This window comes from Paenibacillus sp. N22P23 (assembly GCF_059383735.1).
In genome coordinates this window covers 871,109-897,202 of record NZ_JBXENT010000001.1, presented here as the reverse complement: position 1 = coordinate 897,202, position 26,094 = coordinate 871,109, and the positions used below count along the sequence as shown (strand labels likewise).

General features: G+C 51.6%; 21 protein-coding genes. 4 read left to right on the top strand and 17 right to left on the bottom strand.

Features of this window, described 5'->3' with window-relative positions; genetic code table 11:
* Positions 1–10: 10 nt before the first annotated feature.
* The 8 genes from AC506A_RS04405 to AC506A_RS04370 all read right to left on the bottom strand — a co-directional run bounded on the left by AC506A_RS04405 (position 11) and on the right by AC506A_RS04370 (position 8,657).
* Positions 11–1,078: a dihydrodipicolinate synthase family protein gene (locus AC506A_RS04405; RefSeq protein WP_495459752.1), complete on the bottom strand. Its 1,068-nt coding sequence runs from the start codon at positions 1,076–1,078 to the stop codon at positions 11–13.
* Entirely contained in the window at positions 1,078–2,094 is a 1,017-nt protein-coding gene (locus AC506A_RS04400) for an NAD-dependent epimerase/dehydratase family protein (RefSeq protein ID WP_495460966.1), read from the bottom strand. The genes AC506A_RS04405 and AC506A_RS04400 overlap by 1 nt, the downstream gene beginning before the upstream one ends.
* Before the next feature lie 13 nt (positions 2,095–2,107).
* Positions 2,108–3,208 carry a Gfo/Idh/MocA family protein gene (locus AC506A_RS04395; protein ID WP_495459751.1) on the bottom strand — a complete coding sequence of 367 codons (1,101 nt, stop codon included), beginning with the start codon at positions 3,206–3,208 and terminating at the stop codon, positions 2,108–2,110.
* A gap of 19 nt (positions 3,209–3,227) precedes the next feature.
* Positions 3,228–4,091 carry a sugar phosphate isomerase/epimerase family protein gene (locus tag AC506A_RS04390; protein ID WP_495459750.1) on the bottom strand — a complete coding sequence of 288 codons (864 nt, stop codon included), beginning with the start codon at positions 4,089–4,091 and terminating at the stop codon, positions 3,228–3,230.
* On the bottom strand, positions 4,088–5,248 hold the full coding sequence (locus tag AC506A_RS04385) for an N-acetylglucosamine-6-phosphate deacetylase (protein ID WP_495459749.1): 1,161 nt from the start codon (positions 5,246–5,248) through the stop codon (positions 4,088–4,090). The genes AC506A_RS04390 and AC506A_RS04385 overlap by 4 nt, the downstream gene beginning before the upstream one ends.
* A 40-nt stretch (positions 5,249–5,288) precedes the next feature.
* Positions 5,289–6,041: a glucosamine-6-phosphate deaminase gene (locus tag AC506A_RS04380; RefSeq protein ID WP_495459748.1), complete on the bottom strand. Its 753-nt coding sequence runs from the start codon at positions 6,039–6,041 to the stop codon at positions 5,289–5,291.
* The gene (locus tag AC506A_RS04375) at positions 6,031–7,275 is read right to left on the bottom strand and encodes a Gfo/Idh/MocA family protein (protein WP_495459747.1); all 1,245 of its coding nucleotides are present in this window, start codon (positions 7,273–7,275) and stop codon (positions 6,031–6,033) included. The genes AC506A_RS04380 and AC506A_RS04375 overlap by 11 nt, the downstream gene beginning before the upstream one ends.
* Positions 7,276–7,490: 215 nt before the next feature.
* Positions 7,491–8,657, bottom strand: a complete 1,167-nt coding sequence (locus AC506A_RS04370) for a GNAT family N-acetyltransferase (protein WP_495459746.1) — start codon at positions 8,655–8,657, stop codon at positions 7,491–7,493.
* Between the two features lie 229 nt (positions 8,658–8,886).
* Between AC506A_RS04370 and AC506A_RS04365 the strand changes: the two genes are divergently transcribed.
* Positions 8,887–11,145, top strand: coding sequence for a helix-turn-helix transcriptional regulator (locus tag AC506A_RS04365; protein WP_495459745.1), 2,259 nt, complete (start codon positions 8,887–8,889; stop codon positions 11,143–11,145).
* Between the two features lie 26 nt (positions 11,146–11,171).
* Here AC506A_RS04365 and AC506A_RS04360 read toward each other — a convergent pair whose 3' ends face one another.
* The 6 genes from AC506A_RS04360 to AC506A_RS04335 form a co-directional block, all read right to left on the bottom strand.
* Entirely contained in the window at positions 11,172–12,128 is a 957-nt protein-coding gene (locus AC506A_RS04360) for a PLP-dependent cysteine synthase family protein (protein ID WP_495459744.1), read from the bottom strand.
* The gene (locus tag AC506A_RS04355; RefSeq protein ID WP_495459743.1) at positions 12,125–14,116 is read right to left on the bottom strand and encodes an alpha/beta hydrolase family protein; all 1,992 of its coding nucleotides are present in this window, start codon (positions 14,114–14,116) and stop codon (positions 12,125–12,127) included. Before AC506A_RS04355 ends, AC506A_RS04360 begins: the two co-directional genes overlap by 4 nt.
* A gap of 83 nt (positions 14,117–14,199) precedes the next feature.
* Positions 14,200–15,843: an extracellular solute-binding protein gene (locus AC506A_RS04350; protein WP_495459742.1), complete on the bottom strand. Its 1,644-nt coding sequence runs from the start codon at positions 15,841–15,843 to the stop codon at positions 14,200–14,202.
* 68 nt (positions 15,844–15,911) lie between these two features.
* Positions 15,912–16,799 carry a carbohydrate ABC transporter permease gene (locus tag AC506A_RS04345; protein ID WP_495459741.1) on the bottom strand — a complete coding sequence of 296 codons (888 nt, stop codon included), beginning with the start codon at positions 16,797–16,799 and terminating at the stop codon, positions 15,912–15,914.
* 22 nt (positions 16,800–16,821) lie between these two features.
* Positions 16,822–17,784, bottom strand: a complete 963-nt coding sequence (locus AC506A_RS04340; RefSeq protein ID WP_475779839.1) for an ABC transporter permease — start codon at positions 17,782–17,784, stop codon at positions 16,822–16,824.
* A gap of 36 nt (positions 17,785–17,820) precedes the next feature.
* Positions 17,821–18,624: a sugar phosphate isomerase/epimerase family protein gene (locus AC506A_RS04335; protein ID WP_495459740.1), complete on the bottom strand. Its 804-nt coding sequence runs from the start codon at positions 18,622–18,624 to the stop codon at positions 17,821–17,823.
* Positions 18,625–18,882: 258 nt separating this feature from the next.
* Between AC506A_RS04335 and AC506A_RS04330 the strand changes: the two genes are divergently transcribed.
* From AC506A_RS04330 to AC506A_RS04320, 3 genes are read left to right on the top strand one after another with little or no spacing between them, the layout of a single operon-like run.
* Positions 18,883–20,649 (top strand): DUF4091 domain-containing protein, encoded by a 1,767-nt coding sequence (locus AC506A_RS04330; protein ID WP_495459739.1) that lies wholly within the window; start codon positions 18,883–18,885, stop codon positions 20,647–20,649.
* Positions 20,646–21,593, top strand: coding sequence for a carbohydrate kinase family protein (locus AC506A_RS04325; protein ID WP_495459738.1), 948 nt, complete (start codon positions 20,646–20,648; stop codon positions 21,591–21,593). Before AC506A_RS04330 ends, AC506A_RS04325 begins: the two co-directional genes overlap by 4 nt.
* Positions 21,590–22,546, top strand: a complete 957-nt coding sequence (locus AC506A_RS04320; protein WP_495459737.1) for a 1-phosphofructokinase family hexose kinase — start codon at positions 21,590–21,592, stop codon at positions 22,544–22,546. The genes AC506A_RS04325 and AC506A_RS04320 overlap by 4 nt, the downstream gene beginning before the upstream one ends.
* A 313-nt stretch (positions 22,547–22,859) precedes the next feature.
* Here AC506A_RS04320 and AC506A_RS04315 read toward each other — a convergent pair whose 3' ends face one another.
* From AC506A_RS04315 to nagA, 3 genes are read right to left on the bottom strand one after another with little or no spacing between them, the layout of a single operon-like run.
* Entirely contained in the window at positions 22,860–23,876 is a 1,017-nt protein-coding gene (locus AC506A_RS04315) for a zinc-dependent alcohol dehydrogenase (protein WP_495459736.1), read from the bottom strand.
* The gene (locus tag AC506A_RS04310; RefSeq protein ID WP_495459735.1) at positions 23,873–24,898 is read right to left on the bottom strand and encodes an ROK family protein; all 1,026 of its coding nucleotides are present in this window, start codon (positions 24,896–24,898) and stop codon (positions 23,873–23,875) included. Before AC506A_RS04310 ends, AC506A_RS04315 begins: the two co-directional genes overlap by 4 nt.
* Positions 24,891–26,063, bottom strand: a complete 1,173-nt coding sequence (gene nagA, locus AC506A_RS04305) for an N-acetylglucosamine-6-phosphate deacetylase (protein ID WP_495459734.1) — start codon at positions 26,061–26,063, stop codon at positions 24,891–24,893. The genes AC506A_RS04310 and nagA overlap by 8 nt, the downstream gene beginning before the upstream one ends.
* Positions 26,064–26,094 lie beyond the last annotated feature (31 nt).

Sequence of the window (26,094 nt, the reverse complement as noted above, 5' to 3'; positions counted from 1 at the left end):
TTTTCGATTTTTAATCTTCAAGCCACTTCGCCAGATGCTCGGCAATGAATTCATCGTCAACCCACTGCGGGTAATCACGGCTAACTCGTGTGAGCTCATCCGCTTGCCCGCCCGATAATGTCTCTTGGGGATTTAAGCACCAGATGCCCTGCATCAAACCTTGTCTTCGCAACACCTCATGAATGCCGGCGATGCAACCCGCATACTGATTGGCAGCATCAAAGAGCGCTGCGTTCATATCCGTCACTTCGATGTTCCGCGTCAACCACTCGGACGACAATGCCGCATCGTTTCGCACTCGCTTCACTTCTTCGAGCAGCTCCACTGCTCTTCTCGTCCAGACCGCAAAGTGCCCTAGTAAACCTCCAACGATTCGCTTCTCCACCGTAGTTCCTTCGATTCTAAATCGATAGGTTGTTAGCAGATCGCCAATGATGTTGTCGTCATTTCCTGTATAAAGTGCAATTTGATCACGTCTGCTTGAGCCGCATACTGCACGGACGACATCGATGGTTTGATAACGATTGAACGGGGCGATTTTGATCGCAACTACATTCGGAATCTCCGCGAATGCCCGCCAGAACGCATAGCTGAGTACTCTCCCTCCTACGGAAGGCTGCAAATAAAACCCAATAACCGGCAGCATCTCGGCCACTTGCTCTGTGCGTCTCAATAGCTCGCTTTCGCTCCAATTTCCAAGTCCGCCTATGCTCAGCAAACCGGCATCGTAACCGAGGTCTATGGCGATTCTCGCTTCATTCAATGCTTGATCAGTAGGACCGCATATGCCCGCCACCTTGATAAAAGGGCGTTTCAGCTGCGCTCGCTCTACTTCCTCGGAAGCAAGTCGCAGCACCGGTTCGTATAATCCGATGTCTGCGTCTCGAATCTCGAATTGCGTGGAATGGACGCCAACGGCAATCCCTCCTGCTCCCGAGTCGATATAATAGCGTGTCAGTGCACGTTGATACCGTGAATCAAGTCTGCGATGCTGATCCAAAGCTAGGGGATGAGCCGGAATAACCAAGCCTTCGTGAAGTGCTCCAACCTGTTCCGGTGTCAGCTGCTTGCCGCGCATCAGAACTTCCCCTTTCGTTCTTGAAAATGTGTCGGTTTGTTCAGCGTATATCCGCCTGCACGCACCCATTCGGCAACCCAGTCGATCATCTGCAGCAGCGATACGCGCGGATAACCGAACAACTGAAAGGATTGACCGGCATTGCTTAGCAGAGCCGTGTCCGACTCCGAACCTTCGAATAACGCCGGTTTCCCGAGGCGCTTGCCCATCTCTTCCGCTGCCCAACGTACGGACATGGTCTCGGGTCCCGTAATATTGATCGTACGCGGCGGCGACTGGCATAGTGACAAGCAGCGCAGCGCCATCTCATTAGCATCCCCTTGCCAAATGACATTGGCATGCCCCATCTCCAACTGAATCGGTCGATCATTCATGACCGATTTGGCAATTTCCAGCAGGACACCATATCGGAGATCGATCGCATAGTTCAATCGAAAAATAACCATTGGCGTGTTGTTTTGCTTGGAGAAGTATTCAAACACACGCTCGCGACCTAAACAAGACTGCGCATATTCCCCTTTAGGCTCCGGTGCACATGATTCCGTAACACCGCCTAGTCCCGGCGGCGAGAATGGATATACATTCCCGGACGAGAACACGACAATTCGCGAGTTTCGATACTTCTCTGCCACTCTGCCAGGCAAATAAGCGTTCATCGCCCAGGTGAAATGCTCATTACCTGTCGTGCCGAATTTATTGCCGGCCATATAGATCATGTTAGGTGCATCAGGCAGCTGCTGAAGCTGCTGATCATCAAGAAGGTTGCACGAGATCGTTTCGACGCCGGCAGCCTCCAATTCGCTGCGCGTTTCCTCATTAGAGAATCGCGAAACACCTATGACTCTATTGCGAGCGCCTGAGCGGCGCAGCGCATGAACGGCTAGTTTAGCTAGGCTCGGTCCCATTTTCCCACCTACGCCTAACACGATGATGTCGCCTTTAATAGACGCCATCTCGGCAATAAACTGCTCTGAGGGTTCGGACAATTTAGCTTCGAGCTCCGCAATCGTTTGAATGAGCGTCATCGAATTAACCTCTGATGCTTTCTTGAGCAGGGCGGTAGATGTGAGGATTTTGGCGGCGGCACTCTTCCATGACAACAAGCTGCTGCCGAACCTGCTGCGGCGTAATCGCTAACTCATCGCCATGGACAAGCGTGCCGTAGAGCATTAGATAGAATTGCTCCGTCATGTAATCGAATTCGCCTTGTCCTTCCGCCAATTGCAGCTCCCAATTCTCTTTATACCAATTGAGCGTTTCGCGACAATAGCTCGGCATGCCGTTCTTATCTACCAGCGGCTCCGTAGTCAATTGCTGCACGGGCGCTTCCTCCGGTTTAAAATAGCTCCATTCCAACCGGTCATTATTGCCACGTAACCCGCCGTTTGTCCCCTGTATAACGAAAGCTTCTCCTGGGAAAACGCTGCACGAGGAGACTTCCAAATCGATAGTTGGACGTCCTTGGCCTCTTAGCAGAATTTTCACATAATCCTCTGCATCTCCGTACGTATTCGCTTGATCCATGATGCAAGTGATTTCCGGGACCAGATCTGATCCGAACAAGTGAAGCGCTTGATCTATCGTGTGAGAGCCTAAATTCAACAAGCTGCCGCCATTGTTGCTTTGCAGTGTTTGCCAATCCCATCTTCGCACGAACCGGTTGCTGGTGAAATCCACTTGCACGATGCGCCCTAAGACGCCGCTTTCAATAACTTCACGAATGCGCACATAGGCAGGCATGTAACGGGACTGTTGGAAGACAGCTAATCGTTTGCCGGATCGTTCGGTGGCTTCGATCAGTTGATCTACTTCTTCCGATGTTCTGGCCAGCGGCTTCTCGCACAAGACATCAAATCCACGGTTCAACAGCTCCAACGAAATTGGCACATGCTGGTGGCTTGGCGAAGCATTGACGACAAGATCAAGCTGTTCATTCTCTACCATCTCCTGCCACGTCGCATACGCGTTGCAGTTGAATTCTTGGCGAGCGAGCTGCTGCCGCTCCGGCATTGAGTCCGCAACTGCAGCGATCTGGAAATAGCTGGGCAGTTTGGCAAGTAATTGACCATGAATGTCGCGTCCGCTTCGGCCTTGCCCGATAATACCAATTTTTACGATCGACTGTTCCATGCTACCATTCCCCTTTTCCCTATTTAGATGGTTGATTCATCAGAAGTGCTTTTAACCCTTTAAGTGACTGGGCTGTACCTTGCATCGCTGTTCCGCCATCTGGAATATAGTGTGTTTCCAACGTGAATAAACCGGTATAGCCATGTCGCTGCAAAGCCTGAATATGAGCTCCATACGGAACGATGCCTGATCCGATCGGAGCCGCTTTCGGGTTGCCCTTCTCGTCAATCCGAACGTCTTTGAGGTGAACATGCGCCAATAGATTGCGAATATTAGCATATCCTTCCGGATAGCTGGAGCGGTTCCCGTATTGCTCGTTTCCGGGATCCCATAGGACGCGCAGTGCAGGTGAATTAACGGCTCTGACAAGTCTAGCAACTTCCGAGGCAAACCCGCCATTACAGGAAGGTTCATTTTCGAGCAAAAGCAGTTTGCTTCGGCTTGCAGCCATTTGGGCAGCACGATTCAAATGCTTAACGATCTCTTCTTCGTGTTGCTCCGGCTCAGCTTCACGCCAGAACGAGAACATACGAATACGATGCGTTCCCAGCTGATCCGCAATGTCGAACGCGCGTTCCAGCATCGTGAAATGCTCGGAAACCGCGCGCTCTTCCTGATTAAACCTGTCTCCCTCCGCTACTTGACTGCCTGTGCCCAGTGCACATTTAAATATCGGAGAAGCAATACAGGAAACGAAAAGTCCCCTGCGTTCCGTCTCTGAGCGGATAAAAGCAAGCTGCTGGTCATGGATCGAGAGCACATTTTGGCCGTTGATCGTACGGATTTCAACATGCTTCAACCCATTGGACACTGCAAAGTCCAGCGCTTCAATTAGTTCCGGTGAGACTTCATCCGTTATGACACCTAAACGATCTTCTATCATGTCAGCCTCCCGTTCCAAACGGTTTCTCCATTCACAATCGTTTGCTGGACATGAATGCTGCCGCTGCTATCTATCGTGAACAGAGTTAAATTGGCTCTTGCGCCTACTTCCAATCGCCCTAACTTCGGCCATCCCATGGCTTCCGCAGGTCGCTTCGTCACCGCATCGATCGCTTCCCGCAAACTGATTCCCGCAAGTCGAACGGCATTCTCTACACCTCGGTCAAGCGCTTGAGCGGAGCCTGCCAATATCCGTGGATCGGCTGCCGTCTGGAGCCTTCCATTGCTTAACAGCTCTACCTCTTGTCCGATCATACTCGGGTAACGCCCAGGGGGCATCCCACCGAACATGACGCTGTCACTGACGAGGATGAAGCGATCGCGTTTGACGCGGATCATGGATTTCATCACAGAAGCAGTTAAATGATGGCCGTCCGCAATAAACATTGCGTACAATCCGTCTTCAGCCAATTGATCCCAAATATAATTCGGATGTCTCGGCATGACCGGATGTGCGCCATTACCAAGATGGGTGGACATCGAAGCACCTGCCTCTACAGCCTGCTTCAATTGTTCCGTATTCGCCATCGTGTGACCGATGCTTACTTTAACTCCACCTGCACGCAGCTGCTTGATAAACAACACGGCGGTTTCACGCTCAGGCGCAAGGGTACAAAGTACAATTCGCCCACCGGCCGAACGCTGCCAAATATCGAATTCATCTTGATTAGGGTCTCGAATATGGGCTTTATCATGAGCACCGCGCGGCCCGTCTTCTGCGGATAAGTAAGGGCCTTCGAGATGAATACCGGCAATCGCATCGCCGAGCAGCTTGTTATTCTCGCAAGCCGTATGGATGGCGCGGAATGCTTGATTCATTCTTGCGAAACTGCCTGTTATTACTGTGGGGCAGTAGGTGGTGACGCCGTGCTGGAATAAGGCTTGCGTCACCTCTGCAACATCATGCTCCGTGGTCACGTCACCGTTCAGATCGAAACCGGCAAAACCATTCACCTGCAGGTCAATCCATCCCGGTGACAACCATCTTTCGCTCCAGTCATTGTCAGGACGTATAGGATCGACGGCGTGAATAATACCGTTGATTGCTGTAACCTGCACCCATTCTCCGGTATCATAACGTTTACCCTTCCATTGCATAACGCTTCACCTCCTTGCCGCCGAGAGTTTGGAATCGGTTTCATTCATTTACGGCTGTATCAGACCGAACAGCTTGTGCGGCTGATTGTTGATCCAAGTAGAGCGTCCAATTGGGATGTGAGCGCAGCATCGTAGCTGGAATGAGCGGCGTGATATCGTTTTCGAGCGTTCGTTTGATGGCATCCGCTTTGACCGCATGCGGCACGCAGGAGAGAATAACCTTGCTCTTCATAATCTGGCGAACACTCATTGTGATCGCCTGCGCAGGCACATCGTCCAAGCTGGCAAACCAGCCTTCCCCGACTTGCTGACGTTTACACGCATCATCCAGCTCTACTACGATGTAAGGCTCCTCTGTCTCGAAATTCGCCGGAGGATCATTGAACGCAATATGAGCATTTTCTCCAATCCCAATCATGGCAAGATCGATCGGAGCTTGTAGGATGGCTTCGTTCAAGCGCGCAATCGTCTGCTGGACATCACCATTTCCGTCCACGAGATGATAATTTGCTAGATTCACATGACTGATAAACCGCTCCTTCAGATAAGCTTGAAAGCTGGCTGGATGTGTATCAGTGATGCCTGCATATTCGTCCAGATGGAACATTTCAACCTTGCTCCACTCTACCTGCTGCTTGACGAACGCTTTGAAAAACTCAAACTGCGATGAACCTGTCGAGAGCAGCAGTCTCGCTCTTCCTTGACGATCAATCACTTCTCGCAAAATGCGTGCAGCGTGATCGGCTGCTTCCTGTCCCAATTGTTGCGCATGTTCCAGTACTTTAATGTTCATGTTGAACCTCCTCTGGATTAGATTCGAATAGGTCAGAAATCCGAACTGCTTTACCTTCCTTAATCGATCGATTAGCTGCGAATCCGATTGCACATGACATTGCGCCGTCCCGACTAGACGCCTGCCTTGAATCACTGGGTTCCGATCCTCTTATTAGCGCTCTGAGCAACCGACCATCGCCTCCGCCATGATCGCCGCTTTCCTCTTGCAGCGGAATGTCCATCATCTCCTGCTCGCGGTTGAATAACCGAATGCGCTGAACGGGTTTACCCGCATAAGGGCCGACAGCTCCGTCAAAATAATCCGCTTCCAGTCTTCCCTTCGTTCCCGTCAATACCATCCGGAAACCCTCATAAGGCGCATAAGCCGTGAGGGAGTAACTCATCATCGCTCCTTTGGAATACCTGACATTAACGCTGATTGTATCTTCAATGTCGATTTCATCTGCGAACACACACTGATCCCGGTAGTAGTGATCTTCGTCCTCGCAATCCAAGTAGAGTGCTCTATAGTTGCCTTGATTCAAATCGATATAGAATTCACAAGAATCGGAATAGGAACAGTCCGAGCATCTGATTCCCCTCTCTTCACGTGTCGGACCGTAGAATCGGGTAGAGCCGAACGCATGAACATCCGCAGGTTCATCCTCCAGCAGCCAGTTCACGATGTCGAAGTGATGGGTCGATTTGTGAACAAGCAGCCCGCCGGAATTCGCTTTCTTCCGATGCCATCTGCGAAAATAATCAGCTCCATGCTTCGTATCCAGAAACCATTCGAAATGAACATGCGTCAATGTGCCCAGCGTAGTTTCCCGGGAAATTTCTTTGAGCCGGTTCATGAACGGCATGTATCTTAAGTTGAAGGTTACCGTGACTTGCTTGCCGGTTTGCCGCTCTGTATCTAGAATGAGGCTGCATTTGTGCTCATCAATCGTGAGCGGCTTCTCCGTGATGACATCGCATCCGGCGAGCAGCGCTTGCACAATATACGAATGATGCGTGCTGTCAATGGAAGTGACGATGACCACATCCGGCTTCGCTACGGCCAACATGGTATCGAAGCTAGGGTACACCGGAAAATGTCCGCCGGTCCGTGTTCGCAGCAGCTCCGAGCGTTTCGCGTTCGTGTCATACACGCCAACGATTGTCGCCACGTCGGCATAATCCCGTGCTATCGGAACGGCGAACATATAGGTGCCTCTGTTGCCTGCGCCTACGAGAGCGTAGCTTTTCACGAGATGATGCCTCCTTTGCTCGAGAGATCAAATTTCAACGGATGATAAAACATTAAAACCACGCTGCGCATGCGAAACCGTCTTCCGATCGCTGTTGTCCCATTGAATTTCTGAACTTGGATTTCCCAAAGGTAAAATTCAGGGTACAAAGGCGAACGCTATCGCTTCTTCAGACTATTTTCGCCTGCTCCGCTAAGACCAAATTGCCTAGAAAGCTAGAAAAAGTCCGTCATATACGCGACTCGCCGAGGGATTGCGCGCTCCCATTGCGCGATTTCGGACGAACTGCCGCTCAGGCGGCCGTTCATGCTGAGCTGGGCGGGGCGTTGACAGCCGATCAGCATGGTGGAGAGCGTTTGGATGTCGCAGCTGACACCATCCAGGACTTCGGATTCAAGCCGAACGACCTCAGCGCTGCCGTTATCGTTCACTGCAAGCTCCCATACACCTCGGTTCCACTCGGCATGTTCGTCGGTGATGCGGACAATTAGCTTTTCTGACTCGGCGGTAAAACGATATTGCCTAATGAATGCTTCAACATCGACGATGCGGAACATAAAGTTAGCGTGGATTTCTTGCTGAAGCTTGGGCTCTGCCATCGCGAATAAGAAGGGATCCTCGTTAGGTGCGGTAAACTTCAGCCTAGTCACGATGGAGTCATGATTGCCGATGAACTGCCATAGGCCGTTCCTTGCAGAATGATCGAGATATACGAGCTCATGGATATTCATGAAACGATCTTTAATGTCATAAAGCATGTACCCGATCGGCTCGCCGTCCGTGTGGTAATAGACAGCCAAACTGCCAAGCTTACGATTGAATACATGCTGACGCCACCATTTCTCATCACGACGCAGCATACCGTTGAAGCTTGAACGCGCATATCGATCATAGACTTGATCCGCCGTGTGCCAGTCCTCGGCCGACAATCGTTTGACAACACCGGAGGCAGCACCAAATCTTGGAATGACCGCCATATCCATCGTATAGACGTTCTGTGTGGAGAAGTACTCCCAGCCATATTTGCGATAGAACGAATAGGAGAACGGGTTCAGCATCGAGACCGTCTGTCCATTAGTCCGCATCATCTCCAAGCTGCGAATGAGCAATCGACTGACCATCCCTTGTCTGCGCAATTCCGGATAGGAGGCGACATGGGCAATTCCGCCCATCGCCATCGCTTCTCCCTGCACGTAAATATAGAGCGGAAGTACCGCAAGCTGCGCAGCTAACTGATCCTCCACGAAGCAGCCTAGAAAGTGCTCCATGTTCATTTTGGCGAGGCGCGCTTGCACATCGGATTCCGAGAATCGGACGGCAAAAGCAGCCTGGGTAAGCGTTAGCGATTGACTTGCTTCATCTTGCCTGATGGTCCTTATCATGCTGCTCCCCCTTTACATGATGTGCTGCATTCTCGATCGGCTCTTGACCACACTATAACGAAACGATTCTATGCTCGAAACGAGCAGTATTTGTTATCATTCATTTTATTTACATTACCTATAAATTCAGTGAAGTTATGAAAATAAGACCATTGTTCAAACCGCTTTCTTTCTTTAATATAAGAGAAACAGGCTTGAAAACAGACCATGACGGGAGAGGGTTGTTTTCATGAAGATAATCGCTAGGCTGCTACAGTTCCCCTACAAACGTATGAAGTCCCCTTCTCTGTTCTTCTGGCTGCTTATCAGCTACATGACGATTGTGATCCTGCTCGTATCTTTCATTCTATATTCCGTTTTTTTCTACAGAGGCACGATTAAAGAAGAAGTCATCGCCTATAATAATGTGAACCTGAACAACACCATGGAGAATTATGAGGCGATCATCCAACTTATCGAGAACGCCGTTCTATCCTTCTCACTCAATGATCAAATTGCTGCGCTCGACAAACCTAACTTCGATTATGCTGCCGGCGTCAAGCTGATCGACGAAATTCAAATCTACCTCGCAAACCAATCGCTCTTCCTGGAGAATATGATTGTCTACTTCAAGAAAAGCAATGTCGCGATTGAGAAATCACGCGGCGCAGATGCAGACGTCATGTTCAAAAGGTATTATGTGAGCAAGACCTATGGTTACGAGTTCTGGCAATCGCAATTCGATAACCACTACGTGACTCGCATTCTGCCAAACGACATCTTCTCTGAGCTTGAGTACAATACCAAACGTGTCAGTGAACGCAAGTTGATTCCGATCATCATTAAGAACCAAACCAACCCCTCGGTTTATATCATCGCTTTAGCCGACGCACAGAAAATGTATAAAGCATTTCATCAATCCATTACGGACGATTTCCACATCCTAGACGACGCACAGCGTACTTTCTTCACTACCGTCAATGCTCAACAAGAACAGTTCCCAGTACTTGAAGGCAGTCACGGCTATGTCAAGAAGGACTCCAATTATTACTTTTACAAAAAAGGCGAACTATCCGGACTTACCTACGTCAACGTAATCCCGGATGACAGCATCGTTTCGCAAATGAAATGGAACATTACGTTCGTTATGCTGCTCGTACTCTCCGTCTTATTTAGTATGCTGGCTTCCTTCCTGTTCAGCATGCGATTTAACCGTCCGGTCAAGCAGCTTGTGCGATCCATTCAGCAGCTTACAACCGGGTTCGCTTGGCAGAAACATAGCGGAATCAAAGAATTTGCCTTTATCCAGGAGAGAGTCAGAGATTTGCTCGATTCGAACTTTGATATCAGCCAGAATCTGGAGGAGAAGAACTCCCTGCTTCGCCACTATGCCTACATCAATCAACTGAAGAACATTCGGAACAACACCAGCTTCCTGAAGGATCTTATCAAAAGCAACCAGCCTTACCGCGTCGTATTGTTCAAGCTGACCTTCAGGCCGCAGCTGCTCGAGGATATAGACGATGATGAGGAACGAGCAACCTTATTTATCCGCGCCTATATCGATAAAATCTTAACGGAGCGTTACCCCGACTCCCTCACGCTGCAGCTGGAAAGCGATCAGCTGCTGGCTGTCATCTATTCCGACCATGCCGAGCACAAGCTGGCTGAAACGTTGGACGGGTTTCGGATCGTGCTCGATCTCGACCGTGCTTACTGCTTCTCCACGATGGCTGTGAGTAAGCGTTATGAGCGGCCAGACGACTTCAATCTCTCTTTCGAACAGACCAAATCACTGATCCAGCATCGCAAATTCAATGATAGGAACCAAGTGCTGTGGGCGGAGACGGATTCAAGGCTGGTAAACTATTTTCTAATGTCGGCACAAGAGGAAGAGATCAATGCAAGCTTGAACAACGGCAACGAATCGCAGCTTGTTCAGTTTATGAAACGTGAAATTGCCGGATTACGGAAGAAAGAAGCGTCTGAGCATGAGGTCAAAGCATTCATAAGCATTGTGGTGGACAGAACGAAACGTGCCTACATCGTTAATCATCTGGATACGGAGCTGCTTCAAACCCTGCAATCCCGCTTGCAGCACAGCCATACATTCGAAGAATTGGAGCAGTTGTTTGAGGAGTGGCTGCCTTCGATCACCAATCTGATCAAGAGCAAGAAAGAAAAGAAGGATCATATTACGAGCTTTGTTTTCGAATATTTGGAGAATCATTATGCGCATGATATTACGCTTGATATGATGGCGGATAAACTCAACATCACGAGGAGCTACCTCTCCACCTATTTCAAGGAAAAGACCGGTACTTATTTCGTGGATTACGTCAACTTGATTAGGGTGAGCCGGGCGAAAGAGCTGCTGTCCCGTTCAGATGTCAAAATCCAGGACGCCGCCGCCCGGGTCGGCTACCAGAACATTAATTCGTTTAATCGGATGTTCAAGAAGTTCACAGGCGTCACGCCTAGTGAGTTTCGCAAAGTGGAACGCGTTTGATTCGACCATTAAACGATGGCATAGGTTCATTCAAACAAGTCCGTACTTAAATACTTAAGGCCGGAGTCGTTGATCGTAAGCGCGATTCGTGCTCCGCGTTCTCTTTCTAGCAGAAGCTTCAAGGCAGCAGCGATATTCGCACCGGAGGAGAAACCAGCGAAGACCCCTTCCTTCTTAGCCAGCTCTCTCGCACCGGCAATCGCCTCATCGTCTGTAACCGTCAAATAATCGGTCACTAGTTCCCGATCCAGCAAAGGCAGATGCATACTGTATCCGCCGCCTTGGATGCGGTGATTCGGATTCATCATCGGTCCTCCGGCAAGATACGGAGCTTGATGTGGTTCAATCAGATAACATCGGATTGACGGCTTATAACGTTTAAGCGCCTTCGCGCAGCCTGCGAATGTACCGCCACTCCCGGCGAAATCGACGAACACATCGATTTCGCCGTTTGTTTGTTCCCACATTTCAGCAGCGGTATGAAATTCGTGGGCATGCGTATTTCCCAAGCGTTCAAATTGATCCGCTCGAAAAGCACCTTTCTCGCTAACGATTCTTCGTGCTTCCGCCTCTACGAGGGCCAAGCTCTCTCCTGAAACTTGCCCCGGAGCAGAGCCCGGTGCCTGGTCTACTAATACAACCTCAGCGCCAAGCGCCATCATCATGCGAGCTCGTTCGTAGGAATTGCCTCGTGACATAACCGCTATAAACGGATACCCCTTCACCGCACATACGATAGCAAGTCCCGTGCCCGTATTGCCGCTGGTTAGCTCGACGACGGTCTGCCCCGGCTGCAGGCTGCCGTCTCGATCGGCTTCCTCGATGATTTGCAGCGCAATTCGGTCCTTCTTGCTGAAGCCGGGGTTCAAATACTCCAGCTTCGCATAGATCGTCCCTTCGAAGCCGGTCGTCAGCCGCGATAGATGAACCATAGGCGTATTGCCGATCGCTTGATGAACGCCGCTGAGCAGTTGTCCTCTCATCTCTTCGTTGTACCTCCATGGAGTGGATTATTCATTGGGTCCTGCCAGCTCCGGGCGACAATGAAGTCCCCCTGCTCCAGCACTTGCAGCAAATCGGGGATATCGAATGCGAGCAGCAGCCCCGGAACGATGATGCCGGATTCGTACCGGTGCGAATCCGCTTCCGCAAACGCCCGGAAGCTTTCCATCAAGCCTGCCGCATGCAGCCCATGGCAAACACCGCTCAGCACGGCAGCATATAGGGCCGTAAGCGCATGCTCTTCCTGCCCATACAGCGTAATCTCCGCCCGTTCATAGCCAGGCGTTCGCTTCAAGCCGCTAATCGCGGCAAGTACATCCGCGACCCGCATCCCTTGCAGCGATCGGCCCAGCATTCTAGCATTGTAGCCGCTCGCCTTCTCCGGCTCAAACATGCCGAAGGTGCATGCGGGCTCCATCGCTGCAGGTCCCGTACCCCGCGGATGGATCGCAAGCGCCGCATCGTATCCGGCCTCGCGGGCTTGCTCGAGTCCCTGCCCGCTCATGCCGCCTACCGCAAGGCAAACGCGAGCCAGATCACGCCGATCCGTGAAGAGGTGCACGGTTCCTGTAAGCGGCATGCCTTCTTCGGACTCGAATGCAACCGCCCCAGTCTCGTCGATGGCTAACGGCTTGGATTTCATCGCGCTGTCAGCCGGCAGCTGCAGCAGCTCTCTCAGCTGCTCGCGAACCTCTGGCAGCTGCAGTTGCCGCTCAATAGGAAGCAGAAGCAGCCGCTCCCTGATCATGCTCGGTATCGTCCCGCCGAATGAGGCTGCACCGCCTGAAGCATCGCCGGCTTCCAAGCACAGCAAATCCGCTTCCGCTGGCAGCCGCTCGTAATCAATCCCTTTCTCGGTCACGAAGTCGACTTCAAAGACGCGGCAGAAGAATCGGAGAACCTGCTCCCGCATATCGTGCCAGAATCCGTGGCCTTTCATCGCGACGTACAGCTCCAACTGCTCCTCCGCTTCGAGCAGCCGATACAGCTTTTTCGATTCAATGAACGCATCGCGCACGCCGTCAATCGGGAAGAAATCGAACATGGCGGCGCCGATCAAGTACGGCTTTGGCGCCGCAGCCGTCACGAGATCGCTATGGTCGAGTCCGCGCGCCATAAAGCCGGGCAAGCATTGCTCCGCATCCTGCGCCATAATCCGGTACAGCAGCGAGCGCAGCTCCGTAATATAGCAGCAAGGCGCAACCGCCTTGATTCTGTCGTCGTAGGCGCCCATATAAGCGGACATCGTGCCTCCGCCTGAATTGCCGGTTACGCCGATGCGTTCCGCATCCACTTCCGGCCTTGATAGCAAGTACGTCAACGCGGCGATATTATCGCGCATCATATACGCACCGAGATGCTCGCCGAGCAGGCTAAGCTTCTCGTCCAGGAAGCAGTGGGCGGCGACCGCGTCCATCCACTTCTCGCCGCCCTTCCCTTCCGCTTGCGGTACACGCCTCTCCCCCTGCCCGATCGGGTCGAACGTCAATACGCAGAAGCCGTTCATCACCGCTTCGACGCAGAACGAAACATAAGAACCGTATGCTTTTCCTTCGTTCGCATGGCCGTTAAACAGCAGCACCGCAGGCAGCGGACCGCTGCTCTGCTTCGGATAGTAGAAGCTTCCGGTTGCGAAGATCCCCGGAACCGTTTCGATACAGACCTTGTCAATGAAGTAACTGCCTTGATCCAGCGTTCCCGTTACCGTTGCGCCCTCGGCAGCTTGTGGCAGCGGACCGACGGTCGCGCGGAAAGCTTCCCGGACCTGCTGCCGATACGCCGATGCCCCTTCTCTGTCGATCACTTGTTTAAGTGCGGACTTTCTGCTGACCAAATAATCCGCATTTAACCGGTCCAAATAACGCCGAAACGGATGGCTGTGAAACCGCTCGATATTCGGATAATCGTCGATATAGGACAGCTCCCGCCTACGATTCGCTTGTTCTTCCTGCAAGGAGTATTTACGCATATCCAGCTCCTTTCGCCTTTCGATTGTAGCCCCCGGATGATAAAGAGGGAGAGAGTTTCCTCTCTCCCTCGCTTTGGGAAGGCTTATTTCCACTCGCCTGTGATACCGTTCTCGTCAAGCTGACGATTAACATCGTCAATGATTTCCTTACCGCCTGCGTTCAAATACTCCTGTACCATTTTATCCCAGTCGTTGATCGATTCCTGGCCGACGATCATCTTCGTCGTATGTTCGGCCACGACTTGATCCAGCTCGGATACTTTCGCGTACAGCAAATCGGAGTGAATGCGGTTGACCGGATCCAGATACGTCTTTGTCGTCTTCAGCATATCGACCGCCGACTGCACGAACCCTTTCGTGAACGGATCCTGCAGCACCATCGCCGGCTGCGTATCTTCATCCGTTGGCGCCCAATAGCGAATGCCCAAATATGTCGAAGGCATTTCGCTGAACGCGCCGTCGATGTCGAGGGCAATGCCGTTCTCCATATTATAGCCTTTGCCTACGCCGCCGTTCTGCCAGTCAAACTCCGGATTTTGATCGTTGCGTTGATCGACCGGAATGAACGTCATGAAGTAATTGATCATTTCGAGAATGCGATCGATTTTCTCCGGATCGTCCGCCAGCTTCGCGTTCAAGCTGTGCAGTTCGTAATAGCCCGGCAAGCCCATGAACCCTTGTTGGCCGTCTTCCTGCGCAAACGGAGGAATGACCGCGAGCTCCGCTGTCGGGTTCGTATCCTTCAGCGTTTTGAAGCGCGTTTCGGAAATATCGTAAGGCTGCTCGTAGAAGATACCGACTTTGCCGGCGAAGAAATCTTTACGGACGTCAGCCGACTTCGTAACGGCCCAGTCCTTGCTGATCGCGCCTTCTTTATACAGATCGTTCAGAAGTGTAACCTGCTTCTTGAAGCCTTCGGAGATATTGCCCGGAATCAGCTGGCCGCTCTCATTCTTGTTATACCAGCCGCTGTCCCACGCTGCGCCCATCCATGCGCCGTAAACGATGGACTTGGCGAGGCCCAGACCGAGCGTATCGTTCTTGCCGTTCTTGTCCGGATCATTCTTCGCGAAAGCGATCGCCACTTTCTTCAGTTCATCGTAGGTGGTCGGCATCGACAGACCGAGATTGTTCAGCCAGTCTTGGCGGATGATCGGCTTCTTGCCGTATTTGGCAGGGAAGTAATTCGGAATCGCGTAAATCTTGCCATCGACCGTCACGGCATCCCAGACGTTCTTAGGAATGTTCTTGATCGCATCGTATTTGTCGATATAATCGTTCAGCGGAAGGAATGCGCCTTGCTTCGACCATTTGACGAAGTTGGCATCAACGCCTTCCATGCCGATAATATCAGGCAGGTCGCCGGCCGCCATGACGACTGGCAGTTTGTTCGCATACTCGTCATACGGCACGAATTGCGATTTCAGATCGATGCTGAACTTCTCGTTGATCATCTTGGCGCCGTTGCCGCTCGGGTCCGGAAGCGGGCTGGCCCACGTACCTTGAATGGTGCTGATCTCGAAATTTTTCTTTTCTTCGGCAGCAGGCTGCTGGTTCGTTGATGCAGGCTCATTCTCGGTTGTTGTCGTAGCCGGCGTATTGCTGGAATCGGTCTGTTCAGCGGTATTTGCAGGTTTGTTCGTATTGTCGTTTGAGCCGCTGCATCCGGTTAGCCCGGTAATGATACTTACGGCTGCGAGCAGCGTTACGAGCTTTTTCGTTGTCATGTGTAAGCCCCTCCCTAGTATCCCTCTTAATGGTATGCTGAATCTGGACGCAATTACAATCCTGCTAATTAACCTTTCACCGAGCCCAGCATCACCCCCTTGGCAAAATGCTTTTGCAGAAACGGATATACGATCAGAATCGGAACCGTAGCCAAAATGATGGCGGCCATGCCGATCGTCTCCGGCGGCGGCAAGTGAGCGGATCTTGCGGCTTCGCGAGCAGCGCTAGCAAGGGTGTTGGCAGCGTCGTCGAGAATGACGATTTGCCTCAAGATAACCTGCACAGTCCATTTTGACGGATCGTTCAAATACAAGATAGCCGTGAAGTAAGTGTTCCATTGACCTACCGCGTAGAATAAACCGAAAGCGGCGAGCGCTGGTTTGGACAGCGGGAGAATGATGCGCGTATAGATTTGCCAGTCGTTCGCACCGTCGATGACGGCGGCTTCGTTCAGTTCCTCCGGAATGCTCAAGAAGAATTGGCGCATGACGATCAAGTTAAAGGAGCTGATCGCGTCCGGGATGATGAGCGACCAGTAGGAATCAATGAGCCCTGTCGCTTTGACGATCAAATACGTCGGGATCATGCCTGCGCCGAAGATGAAGGTAAACAGGACAAGGAACATATAGAAACGTTGTCCCCACAGCCTTCTGGTCAACGCGAAAGCCATCGTGGACGTGAGGAGCAGGCTCACAATCGAGCCGATGATCGTAATGTACACCGTTACGCCGATCGACCGGATAAATTCTTTGGAGTCGAAGATGAATCGATACGCATCGAGCACCCAATTTTTCGGGAACAACAGTAGATCAGTATTCATGAACTCCTCGTAGGAAGAGAACGAAACCGCGGTAATGTAATAGAACGGAAATATCATCACTAACGACAGCACCACCAGCAGCAATAAATTGATGCCATCGGTTATGCGATCCGACAACGTTCGCTTGATCGGCATGGCTCGCAGCTCCTCCCTCAGATTAAAATACGCCGTCTTCGCCGAACTTCTTGGCAATTTTATTGGCCGCTAGAATTAGTACTAGCCCGATAAGCCCTTTAAACAATCCGACCGCTGTACCGAAGCTGAAATCCGACTGCTGGATACCTTTGAAATAGACGAACGTGTCCAGCACGTTTCCGACGTCCATCGTGAACGGATTCAGCATGAGGAAGATCTGCGTAAAACCGGAATCGAGCACGCTGCCAAGCCGCAGTATTAACAGAATGATAATCGTGCCTCGAATGGCCGGGAGCGTAATATGCCATAGCTGACGCCACCTGTTCGCGCCATCCACTATCGCCGCCTCGTATAAAGTCGGGTTTACTCCGGATAGCGCAGCCAGGAAAATAATCGTGCCCCAGCCCGCTTCCTTCCAGATGACCTCGAGCACGATGAGCGGCATAAACCATCCCGGCTGCTGCAGGAACGGAATCGCCTCCATGCCGAAGGCCATGCTCAACCCCTTGTTGACGATGCCTTCTGTCTTCAGGAAGATCGTCACGATACCCACGACGACGACCCAAGATAGGAAGTGAGGCAAATAGACGACGGATTGAATGATCCGCTTTACCCTTTGGTTCTTCACTTCATTCAGCATCAAAGCGAGTACAATCGGCACAGGGAATGCAAAGGCGATTTGCAGAAAAGAAAGCCAGAGCGTGTTCCACAGCACCCGGATCACTTCCGCATCCTCGAAGATGCGTTTAAAATGCTTCAGCCCTACCCATTCGCTATCGATAAAGCCTTTAAACGGACTGTAATCCTCGAACGCGATAATATTGCCTAACATCGGGACATACCGGAACCAGATGAAGTACAAGAGCCCCGGCAGCAAGAGCAGAAATCCGTAGCGCTCTCGGAATAGACGGGAGGCAAGCGACTTTGTCGGCGCCTTCTGGCTCTTAATAACGGTTGTGCTGGCTTCCACGGATGTTGTAGCCATGCTGCTTCTACCTCCCTGCTTCGAATTCGTTCGAATCTATGGTTTTATATAACCGATGAATTGCGGGAACGCGATTTCCGGTTCTTCGATCTCCGGCACCCACCGTTTCTCCCACTCGAAGGACAGCCAGCCCTCATACCCTTTCTCAGCAAGCAGCCGGACGCATTCGCGGATCGGTACGTCACCTTCGCCGGCGAGCGTAATTTGACTATGCATGTCCGAGCCTTTCGTATCTTTGATATGCGTATGCTTGATGTAGCGTCCTAACCGTTCATAGGTGACGTAAAGCGGTTCCCCGTCTCCGTACTTATATGGATTGTTAATGTCCCAGAGCACGCCGAGTGCGCTGCTGCCTACTTGATCGATCACTTCCAGCAAGGTGCGAGAATCCGAGAAATCGCCGTGCGTCTCGATTAAGACGTAGACTCCCTTGCCTTCCGCATGGCGGCAAACCACCTGCAAGCCATTTGTAACCTGCGCGATCGTTTCTTCGCGGGCGTCTTTGTTCGGGATCGCATCTCCGAATACCCGGATGTAGGGTACGCCTAGCTTGACCGCCAAATCCACTGCTGCTTTTCCTTCTTCAATGGAAGCTTCGAACTTCGCCGGATCGTGAAAGACGCAGGACGTATCCAGGCAAATGATTTCCAGGCCGTGTTCTTTTAGTTGGTTCATGGACTGCGCGATATTTGCCGGCAGAAACGGCGTACATTTATGAAGCGCCATTTCCGTTTCAATGCCGCGGATTTCAATGCCGTCGAACCCAAGCTCGGATGCTTCTTTCAAAATTTTCTCCCAGCTCCAAGTCGGACAGCCCAGCGTGGAAAATGCCAATTTCATCGACTAGCCTCCCATTCGATTCGCCATCGTCTCGCTTTCGCTGATTCCAATGTAACGGATGTCGGATACCTATGAAAATTGCTGCTTTTTTCACTAGTTCATTTATTTTGTGCTGGCCGATAAATTCGTGAAGAACTGAAAAAAGCGACTAGTAAAGATACGGTAAATTCGTGAACCATGCGAAATTCCTACAGTTTCCCTTTGCCATTGGAAGGCGCACAATGAGGATAGCGGTTATATAGAAGGAGTTGATCCGGTATGTTGCTTTCGGTCTGGGCCGTGAATGACGGCGAGAAGGTGTTGAAGGAAGATTTAGCGAATCCGAATAAAATCGGAAACAGCGTATGGGATGGCAGCACGATTCGTTTGTTCGGTGCAAGGAACGAGACGGTCGCGTTCCAGGTTATCGTAGAAGCAGGAAGCACAGAGGTTTCCGGCCTTTATGTCGAGATGTCCGAGCTTGTTCATGAGGAGTTCGGGGAATGCCGATTGGAAAATGCCGCTTTGCTAGGTGAAGATCCCTCCAACTACGTTGGCCGACGTATCGAAGTGTTTACGCAGCATTATTTATACGTCTCCCCCGATCTCGGAACGGCGCCTCAATGGTTCTATGCGGAATCTGCTCCGCCTCTACATCGCTCCGGCTGGATACCTGATGCGCTTATTCCCGCAGATGCCAAGCCGCGGCTTGGCGGTCAACCCGTGCACATGTCGCCTCGCTCCAACCAAGGCTTCTGGATCGATGTGTATGTTCCGCGCGAGGCGTCGTTGAAGCCGGGGATCTATCATGGTGCGGTGACCGTGCGGTGCGGCGAAGAGCTGGTCGCAAAGCTGCCGGTCGAGCTGCAGCTCTATGATTTTGCGCTGCCGGACGAGAATCATTCGATCACCTTCGTGTATGCGAATGAAATGGATGAATATTTCCCGGATACACCTGATATTCGGGATCGGCTTCGCAGAATGGCGCATCGCCATCGGTTCGACTTGGTTGGCTCGGATGTGCACAACAATCGTTTTGACGCTGAGATGATGGAGCAATATGCGCCTTACCTCGATGGATCGTTCTTTACCAGAGAGAATGGCTACGAAGGACCTGGCGAACATGTAGGTGAAGGCGTATTTCCGGTCGGGATGTACGGAGGTAAAGTGCTCGGAAGTGAGCCGGCGGAGATTCAGCGTGAAGCGGACAAGTGGGTTGATTATTTTGAAAGCATGAATTGGCCCGGCGTTTATTTCTGTTATTTAATAGATGAGCCGCTCCCGGCGAAGTACGAGTGGATTAATGCACAGGCGAAAATCATCCATGATTCCGCAGGCTCCGGCAGCAAACTACCACTCTTAACGACACGTAGATTCACGCCTGAAATCGAGGATGCCATCGACATCTGGTGCGCACATAAGATTGATCCTGTTTCCGTCCGGAAGTGTGAAGAAACCGGTGATAAGCTGTGGTTCTACAATGGTTATCGCCCCTATCATGGGTCGCTCATTCTGGAATCTGAGGCAGTCGACTTGCGCGTGAATTCTTGGCTGCGCTGGCGTTACGGCATCGAAGGGTATTTCATCTGGCACGGCACGCACTGGCGCCACAACCATCAAGGTCCGCGCGGTCGCTGGAATCAGAATGTGTTTCAATATCCGGTTACGTTCATGTATGTAGCCAAAGATGAAGCTGCTTATTACGGCGATGACGGTGTTCATTTCGGCAATGGAGATGGTCTATTATTCTATCCCGGCCGCGATCCGTTCTTCCGTGAGCAGGATCGGGGGATCGATGGGCCAATCAGCTCGATTCGGATGAAGAACCTCCGCAGAGGTATCCAGGATTATGAATATTTATGGCTTGCCTCGCAGCGCGGTAGTCGTGCAGCGGCGGATGCGATCGCCAAAGAGGCCGTTCCTACTGGCATGCATGAAACGATTGCGGATGGTCAGGCCTCTTGGTCGTCACGCGGGAGTGACTGGGACAGCTACAGGAGGAAAGCGGCTGAGTTAATCGTTGCATCTATGGGGTCTTGTCCATGACCGCTAATTCTAGGAAAGTCATCGTCATTGGTGAGTTGAATGTGGATTTGATTTTCGCCGATTCAGATATTCAACCTGAACCGAATCGAGAGAAGTTAATTCGGGATTTCCGACTCGCGTTAGGCTCTTCTTCTGCTATAACTGCGGCAGGCTTGGCTGGATTAGGTGCGGATGTATCTTTTGTATCCATTGTGGGGGCGGACGAGTTCGGCCGTTTCTGTGTGAGTGAATTGTCGCGACTAGGAGTTGATGTTTCACATGTCGTAATGGACAGCAATGTGCGCACTGGAGTAACACTATCCCTATCTGATGGCAGAGATCGTTCGCTGCTCACTTATATGGGGGCAATAGGTGCAGTATCGCCGGCGATTATACCAGATGACCTTTTTTGTAAAGCTGCTCATGTGCATTTTGGCTCGTATTTTCTGCAAGATCAGATGCGGCCGCATTGGGCTGAAGTGTTCAAGAAGGCGAAAGCGCATGGCCTCACCACTTCCTTCGATTCCGGATGGGATCCATCGGAGAATTGGGATCGTGAACGAGTACGAACATTGCTTGCTCTTACAGATTGGTTCATCCCTAGCGAAGAGGAAGCCTTGCAGATTTTTGAAGCGGATTCGATAGAAGGACTGCCGGATTGCTTGCCGGAAGCTCGTGGTGCAGTCGTAGTAAAGTGCGGAAGTAACGGCTCCATGGCTGTGTTTCCAGACGGGCTTATTGAATTTGCTCCTTCCTTCTCTGTAAATCCGGTTGATACGACAGGTGCCGGCGATTCGTTCAATGCCGGGTTTATTACAGCCAAACTCGAAGGTAAAACCGATTCTGAGGCGCTCGTATTCGCTAATGCTTGCGGGGCACTTTCTACCCTTGCAATTGGCGGAGCTGGTACGGTCTCTCGTGAGGCATTGGTGAAGCTTTGGCCAAAGGGGTTGCAGGCAAAATGACGGAAGCATGGAGTGGACTTCCAATTGTGTGCGCATCGTTGAATACAGCGATTGATAAGCAGCTTGTCCTCCCCGCTCTGCATCTGGGAGAGGTCAATCGGGTATCACATGTGGATGCAACCGCAGGAGGAAAAGGTCTAAATGTTGCGCGAGTAACGGCGGCACTCGGCGCTAAGGTCTTGGCGACCGGATTCGCCGGAGGCAGCAACGGCTCGTGGATCATAAGCAAATTGATAGAGATTGGCCTTGAACAGCAGCTGATCCCAATTGAGCAAGAGTCTCGCATCTGTTTAAATATTATCGATGAGGACGGTCGCCGTTCGACCGAGTTGTTGGAACCAGGTCCGGTAATCACCTTCGAGGAAAAAGAGAGATTTATAGCGTTATGGCGTAGCTTATGCGTGCCGGGTCGGTGGCTAACGCTATCTGGTAGTTTACCGCGGGGGCTTGGTGATCGATTCTATGCGGAGCTTATTACAGAAGCCAAGTTGTCGGGAGCTAATGTTGTGCTGGACACGAGCGGCATACCGCTTGAGTTAGGCGCACGAAGCGGTCCGCATACGGTCAAACCGAACGAGGATGAATTTCGACAATGGTCCGGCTCCGATCCTCGTGATTACGGGGCCGTTCGCCGAATGGCTGCGCAGCTTGGTGAATATGGCGTACAAACCTTGATTGTTTCACTAGGCGCTGACGGTTGCCTTGCCTCAACACCGGACGGTCAGTTGTGGCTGGCGATTCCTCCGAGCATCCAACCTCAGAATACGGTTGGATCCGGCGATTCCTTTGTCGCCGGCTGGACCGTCGCATGCTCACGAGGCTTGGACATCTCGAATGCACTGCAATTCGCAGTCGCTGTCGGCACCGCAAATGCGATGACTCCCGGCACAGGGCAACTGAATCTAGCCGATGTAGCGGAGCTACTTCCGCGAGTGAAGGTCACAAGCCTTTGAATTGTGGTCGCTGACTGACCGCAATATCAACAAATTTTCGTGTGAAAGAGTTGCTCCTAGTAGCAACTCTTTCTTCATATCCGCTTCTATTCACTAATTATGCGGCTCAGAGAGCTACTCTTCCCACGAATCCAGCACTTTTCAGCGAATGTGTTGCTCCCAGAGCTACTCTTCCCACGAATCCTCCACTTTCCCGCCAATGGTGCTCCCTAGGTGAGCGTCTATTGCAATTATTCCATGAGCGTTCAGTTACCTATAAAGCAAAAAAGTCCGCTTCCAATAACGGAAGCGGACTTTTCTATCACAATACCAATCAATCGCGCCAGTCCAATAGGACCCCAAGCGCTACATCCTTCTTGTTCAACAAAAGCTCGTACCCCTGTTTAGCTTGTGTACTCGGAAGCTTTTGCGTGATGAATGGCTCCACTACGAGTTCACCGGTCTCAATAAGCTGCAGCATCTCGCGATAGAGCGCGCCTGACGATGGAAGGCCGTCGATATCTTTGATCGAGGCATGTGCGCCGATTAAGCTGACGCCTTTGCGGTGGATATGGTCGTACACGTTCATGGTGACCAGTCCGCGCGTCGATCCTAGCAATATTACCTGTCCGTGCACCCTGCATAGCTCAAGCGCCGTATTCACAAGTGCCGGAACCCCTGTTGCCTCGACGACGATATCGGGGTCTTTGCCGCCTGTAATCTCATGTATCAACTCCCGAAGATACGTCCCCGATTGCACGACATGCTGCAAATTGGTGTTACGGGCTAACTCCAGTCGTTCAGCTACCACATCGACCCCGATCGGAATGGCTCCCTGCCTCGCATACAGCTGTGCCGCCAAATTACCGACCAGCCCCATGCCAAGCACGACAACATAATCCCCTTCTCTAACCCGCGACTGAAGAACAGATGTCATCGAGATTTCGGCAATTCTAGCGAATAGAGCCTGCTGTGGATCGATGCCGTCTGAAAGCTTGACGATCTCCTCATCCGAGGCGCCAAACACACCATAATTCGCATGATGCCCCACTGTAAATACACGATCGCCCACCTCAAAATCAGTCCCGACTCCAGCTGCGACCACTTCCCCAACAGCGGCATAACCCGGATAAAACGGGAATTTAGCAAATCGATTTCGCGGATTATCGATATCAATATGAGTGCCCGTATACAGCGCAAGTTCTGTGCCCGGACTGATTAAGCTGTATGTGGTCTTGACCACTACTTGAGCATCTTCCACAGAAGCGAGATCGAGATCCCCCACTTCATATGCAAGCTCAAAAGGGCCGGGAAACACAAGCTTCTTGACTTTCAATTGTGAATGTGTCATATAATGCTTCCATTCCTTTCTCCATGACGATACTGCTGCGCAAACGCAACGGCACCGATTAATCCCGCTGTATCACCTAATTTCGCTTTCAGAATCGCTGGCTTCTTTGAATTGACATATCGCTCATGGATTTTGTCCCGGATCGGTCCGAGCAGCAGATCACCTGCTTCCGCAACGCCGCCCCCAATAATGACGGCATCCGGATTAAGCAAACATACGGCTGTCAGCAATTTGGAGCCGAGCACCCCACCCACGTATCGGAAAATCCCCTGCGCAACGACATCTCCTGCCGTAGCCGCGGTATAGACATCGAAGGCAGTAGGTACACGGTTCAATAATTGCAACGATGTGCCTTTGCCGCCATGGCGTTCAACTGCTTCGCGCGCCAATCGAGCAATTCCAGTTGCGGACACGATGCTTTCCACACAGCCCTGCTGCCCGCAAACACAAACACCATCTGCCCCTTCCACCGGATCATGTCCGATTTCCCCGGCAAAATGGTCCCCGCCCATAACGATACGCCCGTCAGCAAAAATAGCCGCCGCGATACCTGTACCTACTGTCAAACAGAGCACATTGCGATAACCCAATCCGGCACCTGCGATCACCTCGCCAAGCGCATAGATTCGTACGTCGTTGTCGATTCGTACCGGAATGCCCAAACGACTGCTCATCTGTTCTGAGAACGGTACGCCAAACCAGCCCAAATTCGATGCCGCCTCTGCCCTGCCTCGTGACGGGTCAACGATGCCGGGAACGCCCATACCGCATAACGCTAAACCATCTGAACAATCGGCATCCTTCGCCAATATGAAAATTTCTTCGGAAAGTGAATCAAAGAATGTACCAGGAAGGTCCGTCTTATTCGGCAAATGAGGCAGCAGCGTTGGGATCGACTTCTTCTTGAGCAGTTGCCGAGAGTGATTGAAAATACCAATAACGGTATTGGTACCCCCTATATCTACGCCCACATAAGCTTGTTTCAAAGCTAATGCTCCCGCGTCCACCGCTGCTTCAGCCATCGGTCTCCCTCCGATAAACCGACTTCCCTCGAACATAGGTAGCCACGACTTCGAGTTCCGGATCTAGCAAGAGGAAATCCGCATCTTTTCCCGCCTCAAGCGACCCCTTCGAAGCCGAAACACCTGCTTGACGTGCAGGCACCGAAGTCATAGACGGCAACAGCTTCTCTAGCGAATAACCCGTAAACCGTATCGCATTCCGCAGCGCGTTGATCATCGTAAGCGAGCTTCCAGCCAGACTGGAACCATCCTTTAATAAGATTTGCCCGCCATGCATCGTGACCTCACCGTAATCCCCATCCGCGAGACCGGCGCAGGTGACGGCATCCGTAATCATGCACACATGATCCGGACTTTTCGTGTCGAACAATAGCTTCACAACAGCAGGATGAACATGAATGCCATCGCAAATCAGCTCAGTCGTCAGCTCATCCAGCATCAGTCCCGCACCGGCTAAGCCAGGCTCGCGGTGGTGTAGTGGACTCATCCCATTAAAGTGATGCGTGGTATGACAAAGCCCGCTGTGAACTGCTTCACATACCTGCTCGTAGGTTGCATTCGAATGTCCAGCCGATACGGTAATGCCAAGACTCGCCAGCTGCCTCACAGCTTCAAGTCCCCCGCAAACTTCTGGAGCTAGGGTAACCAATTTAATTTGGTGCTCAGCTGCTTCAATTAACTGCTGAATCTCCGACCCATCGGGCTCACGGATATCGGCTTTATTCTGTGCCCCTCGCCTCTTCTCATCAATATACGGCCCTTCCAGATGGATACCGATCAGCTCTGCCCCGGAGACACCTTCACGAATAGCAGCAGCGATTCCTCGTAACGCAAATTCGATTCGCTCAAGCGGCGCTGTGGTGGTCGTCGCCAAAAACGAGGTCGTCCCGTTCGCCGCATGGAATCTACTAATGCCGACCAAATGCTCGTATTCCCCATTCATCACGCTGTAGCCGCTGCCACCATGTATATGTACATCAACGAAGCCGGGGATGAGAAGCAAACCGGTGACATCCTGCATCAACACTTCGGATTCAACGGTCAACTCTGAACCACCAATGGCTGCTATTTTTCCATGTTCGTCTACAATAAACCTTCCTTGTTCCACAATGCCATTAGGTGTATAAACGGAGGCGCCAACAAAGCATACGGCTTGCGCTGCCATCACTTCATCCCCTTTACTTATTCAACTGGGA

Bases quoted from the DNA above. Each gene is read 5' to 3' on its own strand.
- AC506A_RS04405 (WP_495459752.1), bottom strand. From the start codon at position 1,078: ATGCGCGGCAAGCAGCTGACACCGGAACAGGTTGGAGCACTTCACGAA.
- AC506A_RS04395 (WP_495459751.1), bottom strand. From the start codon at position 3,208: ATGGAACAGTCGATCGTAAAAATTGGTATTATCGGGCAAGGCCGAAGC.
- AC506A_RS04390 (WP_495459750.1), bottom strand. From the start codon at position 4,091: ATGATAGAAGATCGTTTAGGTGTCATAACGGATGAAGTCTCACCGGAA.
- AC506A_RS04385 (WP_495459749.1), bottom strand. From the start codon at position 5,248: ATGCAATGGAAGGGTAAACGTTATGATACCGGAGAATGGGTGCAGGTT.
- AC506A_RS04380 (WP_495459748.1), bottom strand. From the start codon at position 6,041: ATGAACATTAAAGTACTGGAACATGCGCAACAATTGGGACAGGAAGCA.
- AC506A_RS04370 (WP_495459746.1), bottom strand. From the start codon at position 8,657: ATGATAAGGACCATCAGGCAAGATGAAGCAAGTCAATCGCTAACGCTT.
- AC506A_RS04365 (WP_495459745.1), top strand. From the start codon at position 8,887: ATGAAGATAATCGCTAGGCTGCTACAGTTCCCCTACAAACGTATGAAG.
- AC506A_RS04360 (WP_495459744.1), bottom strand. From the start codon at position 12,128: ATGAGAGGACAACTGCTCAGCGGCGTTCATCAAGCGATCGGCAATACG.
- AC506A_RS04355 (WP_495459743.1), bottom strand. From the start codon at position 14,116: ATGCGTAAATACTCCTTGCAGGAAGAACAAGCGAATCGTAGGCGGGAG.
- AC506A_RS04350 (WP_495459742.1), bottom strand. From the start codon at position 15,843: ATGACAACGAAAAAGCTCGTAACGCTGCTCGCAGCCGTAAGTATCATT.
- AC506A_RS04345 (WP_495459741.1), bottom strand. From the start codon at position 16,799: ATGCCGATCAAGCGAACGTTGTCGGATCGCATAACCGATGGCATCAAT.
- AC506A_RS04340 (WP_475779839.1), bottom strand. From the start codon at position 17,784: ATGGCTACAACATCCGTGGAAGCCAGCACAACCGTTATTAAGAGCCAG.
- AC506A_RS04335 (WP_495459740.1), bottom strand. From the start codon at position 18,624: ATGAAATTGGCATTTTCCACGCTGGGCTGTCCGACTTGGAGCTGGGAG.
- AC506A_RS04330 (WP_495459739.1), top strand. From the start codon at position 18,883: ATGTTGCTTTCGGTCTGGGCCGTGAATGACGGCGAGAAGGTGTTGAAG.
- AC506A_RS04325 (WP_495459738.1), top strand. From the start codon at position 20,646: ATGACCGCTAATTCTAGGAAAGTCATCGTCATTGGTGAGTTGAATGTG.
- AC506A_RS04320 (WP_495459737.1), top strand. From the start codon at position 21,590: ATGACGGAAGCATGGAGTGGACTTCCAATTGTGTGCGCATCGTTGAAT.
- AC506A_RS04315 (WP_495459736.1), bottom strand. From the start codon at position 23,876: ATGACACATTCACAATTGAAAGTCAAGAAGCTTGTGTTTCCCGGCCCT.
- AC506A_RS04310 (WP_495459735.1), bottom strand. From the start codon at position 24,898: ATGGCTGAAGCAGCGGTGGACGCGGGAGCATTAGCTTTGAAACAAGCT.
- nagA (WP_495459734.1), bottom strand. From the start codon at position 26,063: ATGGCAGCGCAAGCCGTATGCTTTGTTGGCGCCTCCGTTTATACACCT.